An 8,516-nucleotide genomic window follows, 5' to 3' on the forward strand; every position below is an offset into this window, starting at 1 on the left:
CGAACAAAAAGTTCAATCAGCTACCGCGTCAAAGTTTGATTGCTAATAAAAAGTGAGGTCGGGCTCTTTTGTCCCAACCTCTTCTACTATTCATAAAATTGTTTATAGGGTTTATTAAAGGCTTCTAAGATATCTGATGGAGTTTCTGCATAAGATTTTATCTCTGTCAAATTCCCTTTAACGATAATTCTCTCAACCGCATTAGCATCTTCACAGGTTACCAAGGTAATCTCTTTAACCCCATCACGTTCGTCAATTACATCTACGCGATCAGGAGTTACAATTTTAACTTCTTCAATCTCGTATGTATAGACTTTCTCTTTATCAGTGAGATAAATTTTCATCCCTTTCTCAGCGCGAGCAAGAGGAGAGAATAATTTCTTATCTGCATTTTCACCTGCAAAGATACGGTGACTTGCTAGAGAATAATTTCCTTCCCCCATTACCTGATTGGCTTTCATTGTCCCAGCACCATAAAAGAGGTTAACATTATCGAGTCCCTTAAATATTGGCAGATTCATTTCAAGCTCTGGAATGGCAATACCTCCAATAACCGGAAGTTGCTGAGAATTCCACTGAGCTGATAGAACTGCCTCCGAGGAAAGTGATTTTACAGAGTCAAAATCGAAATTTCCTTCTGTTTCTTTATTCTCCTCAATCTCTTCCTTAGTTACTTGACTGACCTGATACTTATTAGTGTTCCAAATCATGAACATATCACGAATATTGGCATTGAAGATTAAAGCGATAGATAACAAGATCAGGAATCCTGCCAGTATGTTAATCAGTAGATTCTTACGTTTATTTTTTTTACTTTGATTCTTTTTTTGAGACATTATTCTTCACTTTCTGTTTCCTGTTCTGCCCCAACTTCTTCTTTTTCTGCTGCTGCAACACTTGTAAAAGTCACAATCTTAGCATCTTGATCTAGACGCATCACTTTTACTCCCATAGTTGAACGCCCCGTTTGTGAAATATTGGCTACATTTGTTCGAATCATGACACCTGTGTCAGTGATAATCATCAAGTCTTCGTCACCGTTTACTGTTAAGAGGCCAGCCAGAGGACCATTTTTTTCAGTAACATTGGCTGTTTTCATTCCCTTACCGGCACGACCTTTTGTCGGGTATTCAGTCGCAACTGTGCGCTTACCGTATCCTTTTTCAGTTATGATAAGGACTTCATCTTGGTCAGTGATCACTCTCGCTCCTACTACTGCATCACCTTCACGAAGGTTTACCCCTTTAACACCAGTGGCGATACGACTCATACTACGAACTGAAGACTGATTGAAACGAACTGCATAACCTAATTTAGTTCCGATGATGATATCTGTGTCTTTTTCAGTTAGTAAGACATTAATCAACTCATCCTCATCTTTCAGATTCAAGGCTTTAAGACCATTTTGACGAATGTTTGCGAATTCTTTAACGCTGGTTCTCTTAACAATACCAGCACGAGTTGTAAAGAAGAGGTAAGCATCATCACTACGTTCTGATTCAACATTGATAATGGTTTGAATGCTTTCACCTTCATCCAGTTTCAAAAGATTGACAACTGGCAAACCTTTGGCTGTACGACCGTATTCTGGAATTTCATACCCCTTAAGACGATAAACACGCCCTTTATTGGTGAAGAAAAGCAAATGATCGTGAGTGCTGGTTGAAACCAATTCACGCACAAAGTCATCGTCCTTAACTCCAGTTCCTTGAACACCACGTCCACCACGTTTTTGAGCTGTAAATTCGTCTTGGTCCAAACGTTTGATATAACCTTTATTTGATAGAGTGATGAGAACATCAGACTCTTCAATCAAGTCTTCATCTTCAAGCGTCAAGACTTCACCAACCATCAACTCAGTACGACGTGGATCGCCAAACTTACGTTTGACCTCATCCAATTCTTCCTTGATGATTTGCGCTACGCGTTCTGGTTTTGCAAGAATGTCTGCCAAGTCAGCAATCAAAGCAATAAGCTCATCATATTCCGACTGAATCTTGTCACGTTCCAAACCTGTCAAACGACGTAGACGCATATCGAGAATTGCTTGACTTTGACGTTCAGATAACTTGAACTTGCTCATCAATTCAGCTTGGGCTTCTGCATCCGTTTCACTGGCACGAATGATACGAATAACTTCATCAATATGGTCTAGGGCAATTAACAAACCTTCTAAGATATGTGCACGCGCTTCAGCTTTCTCTTTGTCAAATTGAGTACGACGAGTCACCACTTCTTTTTGGTGCTCAATATAAGCATCCAAGATTTGACGAAGAGAGAGAATCTTTGGTACACCATTCTGGATAGCCAGCATGTTAAATCCAAAGCTAGTTTGCATTTGAGTCATTTTGAACAAGTTGTTCAAGATAACATTGGCAGAGGCATCACGCTTCACTTCGATAACAAAGCGAACACCCTCACGGTTAGATTCGTCACGAACTGCTGTAATACCTTCGATACGTTTTTCTTGAACTAGACGTACAATATGCTCATGGACTTTAGTCTTATTAACCATGTATGGAAATTCTGTTACAACGATACGTTCGCGACCAGTTTTTGTTTCCTCGATTTCTGTACGGGAACGAAGAACAATGGAGCCTTTTCCTGTTTCATAGGCCTTATGAATCCCTGATCTCCCCATAACAAGGGCACCAGTTGGGAAGTCAGGCCCAGGGAGTACTTCCATCAAGTCCTTGGTCGTAACTTCTGGATTATCCATAACCAACTTAACCGCATCAATGGTTTCACCCAAGTTATGTGGCGGAATATTGGTCGCCATACCAACGGCAATACCTGTAGCACCATTGACCAAAAGATTTGGGAAACGAGCTGGTAGAACAACAGGTTCACGTTCATTGGCATCATAGTTATCTACAAAATCAACAGTATTTTTATTGATGTCACGAAGCATCTCAAGTGCAATCTTGCTCATGCGCGCTTCAGTATAACGCTGAGCTGCGGCACCATCACCATCCATGGAACCAAAGTTTCCATGTCCATCTACAAGCATGTAACGGTAGCTCCACCATTGAGCCATACGGACCATAGCCTCGTAAATAGATGAATCACCGTGTGGGTGGTATTTACCCATAACATCCCCTGTAATACGGGCAGATTTCTTATGAGGTTTATCAGGTGTAACCCCTAATTCGTTCATACCGTATAGAATACGACGATGAACTGGTTTCAAACCATCTCGAACATCAGGAAGGGCCCGCGATACGATAACACTCATGGCGTAGTCGATAAAGCTGGTCTTCATCTCCTTTGTCAGATTGACATTCACTAAATTTTTATCTTGCATTAACAAATGCCTCATTTCACTATTAGTAACTAGATATATTATACCATAGTTTAGCTTATATTTCAGTCTCCGGACACACCTAAAACGCTTACATTGATAACTGGATGTTATATCCGTGACAAAGCTATTTAAAAGTGATAGAATGGAATCAGACAGGGTATTACCCTTAAAAAAACAAAGGAGATGTTTAGACTAATGACAGCAACTAAACAACACAAAAAAGTTATCCTCGTTGGTGATGGTGCCGTAGGTTCATCTTACGCTTTCGCTCTTGTTAACCAAGGAATTGCCCAAGAACTTGGTATCATTGAAATTCCTCAATTACACGAAAAAGCTGTTGGTGACGCTCTTGACCTTAGCCACGCCCTTGCTTTCACTTCACCTAAAAAGATCTATGCTGCTGAATACGCTGACTGTGCGGACGCTGACCTTGTAGTTATCACTGCTGGTGCTCCTCAAAAACCAGGTGAAACTCGTCTTGATCTTGTTGGTAAAAACCTTGCAATCAACAAATCAATCGTAACACAAGTTGTTGAATCAGGATTTAACGGTATCTTCCTTGTAGCTGCTAACCCAGTTGACGTTTTGACATACTCTACATGGAAATTCTCAGGATTCCCTAAAGAACGCGTTATCGGTTCAGGTACTTCTCTTGACTCAGCTCGTTTCCGTCAAGCCCTTGCTGAAAAATTGGATGTAGACGCTCGTTCAGTTCACGCCTACATCATGGGTGAACACGGTGACTCAGAATTTGCCGTTTGGTCACACGCTAACATTGCTGGTGTTAACCTTGAAGAATTCCTTAAGGACACTCAAAACGTTCAAGAAACTGAATTGATCGAATTGTTCGAAGGTGTTCGTGACGCTGCTTACACAATCATCAACAAAAAAGGTGCTACATACTATGGTATCGCCGTTGCCCTTGCTCGTATCACTAAAGCAATCCTTGATGATGAAAATGCAGTACTTCCACTTTCTGTATTCCAAGAAGGCCAATACGGAATCAATGACGTCTTCATTGGTCAACCAGCTGTTGTTGGAGCACACGGTATTGTACGTCCAGTGAACATCCCATTGAACGATGCTGAACTTCAAAAAATGCAAGCTTCTGCTAAAGAATTGAAAGCTATCATTGATGAAGCTTGGAAAAACCCTGAATTCCAAGCAGCTTCAAAAAACTAATTTAAGTTAGAAAAAATGTCTAGACAAACCGTCTAGACATTTTTATATTTCATTACTTTATTTCATTTGAGCAAAAGCTGCTTCTGCATCTGCATTACTAATCGCACCTAATTGAATCTTAGCAATTTTACCCTGTGAATCAATTAGATACTCTGTAGGGATGCTTCGAATTTGATAATCTTGAAAAACAGCTCCTTTTGTATCATATAAAACTGGGATGTCTTTATAACCTTGTTCTTCAAACCACTTTGGAAATTGGTCTATCGTTTTTTCACCTTGAAGCCCTGGAGCAATGACAGATAAAATTTCGAAATCACGATGTTCCTTAGCAGCAAGCTCCATCAATTCTGGCATACTCTTCTTACATGGTCCACACCAAGATGCCCAAAATTTAAGATAAACTTTTTTACCTTTAAAATCAGATAATTTCACTTCTTTTCCTTCCATTGATTGAAGCGTAAAATCAGGTGCTTCTGCTCCTACAGCCACTTGCTTCACAGTTGCTTGCTGCTGTGTCTGAGTCGTTTGATTTTCTTGACTTGATTTTTTCTCTTCCTTGCCACAAGCAATCAGAAGAAAGAGAGACAAGAAACTAAGCCCAAAATAGATAATTTTTTTCATAGATAACTCCTTTTATCCTAATATTCCAGATAAGACATTTAACTGTCCCAACATTAATAAAATTCCCATGAGAATGATCAATAAACCACCAATTTTCTTCAATAAAAGTATGTGGGATTTGATCCTACTAAAATAAGGCATGACAAGACCTGATGCCAAGGCCAGAACTAAAAATGGAAGCGCCATTCCGAGAGTGTAAATGAGGGTGAATAAGGCTCCCTGAAGAGCTCCATTTCCTCCTGAGGCAGCCAGTGCTAAAACAGAACTTAAAACTGGGCCTATACATGGAGTCCAGCCAAAGCTGAAGCTGATACCCAGTAAAAAGGCCGACAAATATTTGCTAGACTGTTTTTGCTTAAATGTTACTGTTTTTTGTACCTCTAATTTTTGTAAGTGAAGAATTTCCATCTGATGCAAACCCAGTATAATAATCATGATTCCCATGACATAACGGAACCAGTCAGCATAAAGTAAATTCCCAAGGAATCCTGCTCCAAATCCAAGAATAAAGAAGATGAGAGAGATACCCGCAATGAAACAGAGTGTCCGAATCAATCCTGACCAGGCAACATCTTTACCCAAAAAACGAAATGTCCTTGACTCCTCTTGATCATCTAGCAGAACACCTGCGTAGACTGGTAGCAAGGGAAAGATACAGGGAGAAAAGAATGACAAGACTCCAGCTATAAAGACAGAAATAAAAAATAAAATACTTTCCAATTAAGAACCTTCTTTCATATAGTCTTATTTTATTTTACTATAAAAGAAAACGTTTGTAAGAAATCCGCTACGCAAATTTATTTTCAACTTGAAAGAATCAAAAAAGGAGCTCATCTCCTTTTTTGATTAATAAGTTCCCTCTTCACCTTGACTTGTCAAGATTACAGGTCCATCTTTTGTAATAACAAATTGATGCTCGTACTGACATGATAGTCCACCATCGATTGTTTTATGTGCCCAACCTGTTTTCATATCTGTATCGATTTCCCAATCACCTGTATTGATCATAGGTTCGATTGTCAAAACCATGCCTTCACGAAGACGGAGACCGCGACCTGCGATACCATAGTTAGGAACCATTGGTTCTTCATGCATAGTTGGACCAACACCATGTCCTACAAGATCACGAACAACGCCGTAACCACGACTTTCAGCATATTCCTGAATAGCAGCTCCAATATCTCCAATACGGTTTCCTACAACAGCTTTTTCAATACCAATGTACATAGCTTCCTTGGTCACGTCCATTAAGTTTTTAACTTCTTCTGACGGTTTTCCAACAGCGTAAGCCCAACAAGAATCTGCCAAGCCGCCCGTAAAGTTTTGAGTATATTTTTTCATCTGCGCAACGTTGTTAAAATTGAGTTTAGAAACATTGAGGTCAGACTTAGCGATTGGCCCACCAAGAACCATATCTACTTTCAGCAAATCGCCTTCCTTCAAAATATAGTGGCGTGGAAAAGCATGCGCTACTTCGTCATTGAGTGAACAGCAAGTGGCATAAGGATAATCCATCATTGCCCCATCAACACCGATTTGTAGTGGAAGGAAATTTTCTTCTTTACAACGACGACGCACATATTCTTCTACTTCCCACATATCTACACCAGGTTTGATGATGTCACGCAAACCGATGTGAATACTGGCAAGAAAATCGCCAGCTTTATCCATTGCTTCGATTTCTCTAGCTGATTTTAATGTAATCATGTTTTCTCCTAGTTTTAATTAATTTTTACAGTAACATTTGCTTTTGATACGATTTGATGATTGATATAAATATCATAGTCAATAATAGCTGACCTTCTCGTATGATGAATAATTCTAGCCTGAATCCGCAAGGTATCATCAATCTGAACAGCTTGTAAGAAATAAATCAACATTTGTTCAATGATAAGGTTACGTCCGCTATTCACAACCAGATCTTGCGTCATATGGGTCAATATTTCCGAAAGAACTCCATTTGCAAGGACTCCATTTTTTTCCAACATAAATGGTTCAACCGTAATGACAACTTCGTCATGGTGGTAAGATAACTTCTGACCAACCTGTTCTGAAAATGTTGGTAAAGCTGAAACTTGAGAGCGACTCATCTTTTCCATGACATCCCGTCTAGTAATAACACCAAGTAAGGTTTGATTGCTTCTCACAACAGGTACCATTTCAAAGTCTTCAGCAATCATTCTCTGGCTAACGTTAGCGATATTCGTCGCTAAACCAGTCATATAGACAGTCCTTGTCATGACCTTATCTATCGTTGTACCAGGTGATTTATCTCCAGCATCACGCATAGTAACTACACCAACAACAACCTGATGCTGATTGATAACAGGGAAACGGCTCGTTCTATTCTTACGAACCAAGTCTAAATAATCTTTGACAGTATCCGTATCCTGTAGAAAACCATATTCATGACTGGTACGATAGATTTTTTCAACCGTTAAAATATCTGTCTTAATCTGAACATTAGACAAAGCTCTGTTGATCATAGTCGCAATTGTAAATGTATCATGTTTACTGCGCAATACTGGAATATTTTTTTTATTAGCATGGTTCAAAACATCTTCATGAACTTCAAATCCACCTGTTACCAAGACAGCATTTTCATTTTCAAGTGCTAATAACTGAATACGTGTTCGATCTCCTACGATAAGTAAGCCGCCATCATGAAGATAAGAAAGAATATTCTTTTCAGTCATCGCTCCAATGGAGAATTTACTAAATTCTCTATCCAATCCAGCTTGACCAGCTAAAACTTCCGAGCCTGTAACTTCTGCAATTTCTGCAAACGTTAATTTCTCAATAGCTACTTTTTTTGACTTTACACGTACTGTTCCACTTCGAGGACGTGTTTCAACAAGTCCCCTATTTTCAGCTTCTTTGATAGCCCGATATGCCGTACCATCACTTACTCCCAGCCGATTTGAAATACTACGAACACTGACACGCTTCCCAACAGGTAATTCTTCCAAGTAGGCTAATATTTCTTGGTGTTTACTCATTTAGATTTCCTTTTGTATAACGGAATTCTAGATAATCCCGCATCTTTCGGGTATAACGATCGCTACCTTTAAAACGACGATAAAGAACAAAATCTGATTTTTCTGCTACTTTCTGACTAGCAACATTTTCTAGATGTGTCACAATAGAAAGTTGCTTCAATGCAAACTCGTTCATGGATAAATCTCGTAATTTGGTAACTGCTTCAGTCATATACCCCTGAGACCAATAGTTTTTCTTTAAAAAATAGCCAATTTCTGCTTCTTTCTTAATTTCATCAAGCTTTTCAAACTTGATAGCTCCAATCATTCTTTGCTCTTTTTTATCACAAATAGCCCAAATCCCCAAAGGTGATTTCATAAAATAATTGGCAAGAGCATACTGACTTTCTTCAATACTTGCTTGTGCAGGA

Annotated in this window: 8 protein-coding genes; 1 reads left to right on the forward strand and 7 read right to left on the reverse strand. The window is 39.2% G+C overall.

Annotated features, from left to right (window positions below; genetic code table 11):
* Positions 1-86: 86 nt before the first annotated feature.
* Positions 87-836, reverse strand: coding sequence for a class A sortase (locus ADM33_RS07555; protein WP_049504231.1), 750 nt, complete (start codon positions 834-836; stop codon positions 87-89).
* On the reverse strand, positions 836-3,304 hold the full coding sequence (gene gyrA / locus ADM33_RS07560; RefSeq protein WP_049504233.1) for a DNA gyrase subunit A: 2,469 nt from the start codon (positions 3,302-3,304) through the stop codon (positions 836-838). Before gyrA ends, ADM33_RS07555 begins: the two co-directional genes overlap by 1 nt.
* Before the next feature lie 195 nt (positions 3,305-3,499).
* Here gyrA and ADM33_RS07565 point away from each other — a divergent pair, with 195 nt between their 5' ends.
* Entirely contained in the window at positions 3,500-4,486 is a 987-nt protein-coding gene (locus tag ADM33_RS07565) for an L-lactate dehydrogenase (RefSeq protein ID WP_049504234.1), read from the forward strand.
* Positions 4,487-4,543: 57 nt separating this feature from the next.
* Here ADM33_RS07565 and sdbB read toward each other — a convergent pair whose 3' ends face one another.
* From sdbB to ADM33_RS07590, 5 genes are all read right to left on the reverse strand, one after another.
* Entirely contained in the window at positions 4,544-5,107 is a 564-nt protein-coding gene (sdbB, locus tag ADM33_RS07570; RefSeq protein WP_049504236.1) for a thiol-disulfide oxidoreductase-associated lipoprotein SdbB, read from the reverse strand.
* Positions 5,108-5,119: 12 nt separating this feature from the next.
* A complete protein-coding gene (gene ccdA2, locus ADM33_RS07575) occupies positions 5,120-5,827 on the reverse strand; it encodes a thiol-disulfide oxidoreductase-associated membrane protein CcdA2 (protein WP_049504238.1) in 708 nt (235 codons plus the stop codon).
* Between the two features lie 126 nt (positions 5,828-5,953).
* On the reverse strand, positions 5,954-6,814 hold the full coding sequence (locus tag ADM33_RS07580) for a methionyl aminopeptidase (protein ID WP_049504239.1): 861 nt from the start codon (positions 6,812-6,814) through the stop codon (positions 5,954-5,956).
* Positions 6,815-6,828: 14 nt separating this feature from the next.
* A complete protein-coding gene (spxR, locus tag ADM33_RS07585; RefSeq protein ID WP_049504241.1) occupies positions 6,829-8,106 on the reverse strand; it encodes a CBS-HotDog domain-containing transcription factor SpxR in 1,278 nt (425 codons plus the stop codon).
* Positions 8,099-8,516: GNAT family N-acetyltransferase (locus ADM33_RS07590; protein WP_049504242.1), on the reverse strand; the 418-nt coding region annotated here is incomplete at its 5' end. The genes spxR and ADM33_RS07590, both read right to left, overlap by 8 nt.

Origin of the sequence: Streptococcus oralis (genome assembly GCF_001075875.1) — a bacterium.
In the GTDB taxonomy this organism is placed as follows: domain Bacteria; phylum Bacillota; class Bacilli; order Lactobacillales; family Streptococcaceae; genus Streptococcus; species Streptococcus oralis_I.

Excerpts from the sequence above, each read along its gene's own strand:
- ADM33_RS07555 (WP_049504231.1), bottom strand. The coding sequence starts at position 836 with ATGTCTCAAAAAAAGAATCAAAGTAAAAAAAATAAACGTAAGAATCTA.
- gyrA (WP_049504233.1), bottom strand. The coding sequence starts at position 3,304 with ATGCAAGATAAAAATTTAGTGAATGTCAATCTGACAAAGGAGATGAAG.
- ADM33_RS07565 (WP_049504234.1), top strand. The coding sequence starts at position 3,500 with ATGACAGCAACTAAACAACACAAAAAAGTTATCCTCGTTGGTGATGGT.
- sdbB (WP_049504236.1), bottom strand. The coding sequence starts at position 5,107 with ATGAAAAAAATTATCTATTTTGGGCTTAGTTTCTTGTCTCTCTTTCTT.
- ADM33_RS07580 (WP_049504239.1), bottom strand. The coding sequence starts at position 6,814 with ATGATTACATTAAAATCAGCTAGAGAAATCGAAGCAATGGATAAAGCT.
- spxR (WP_049504241.1), bottom strand. The coding sequence starts at position 8,106 with ATGAGTAAACACCAAGAAATATTAGCCTACTTGGAAGAATTACCTGTT.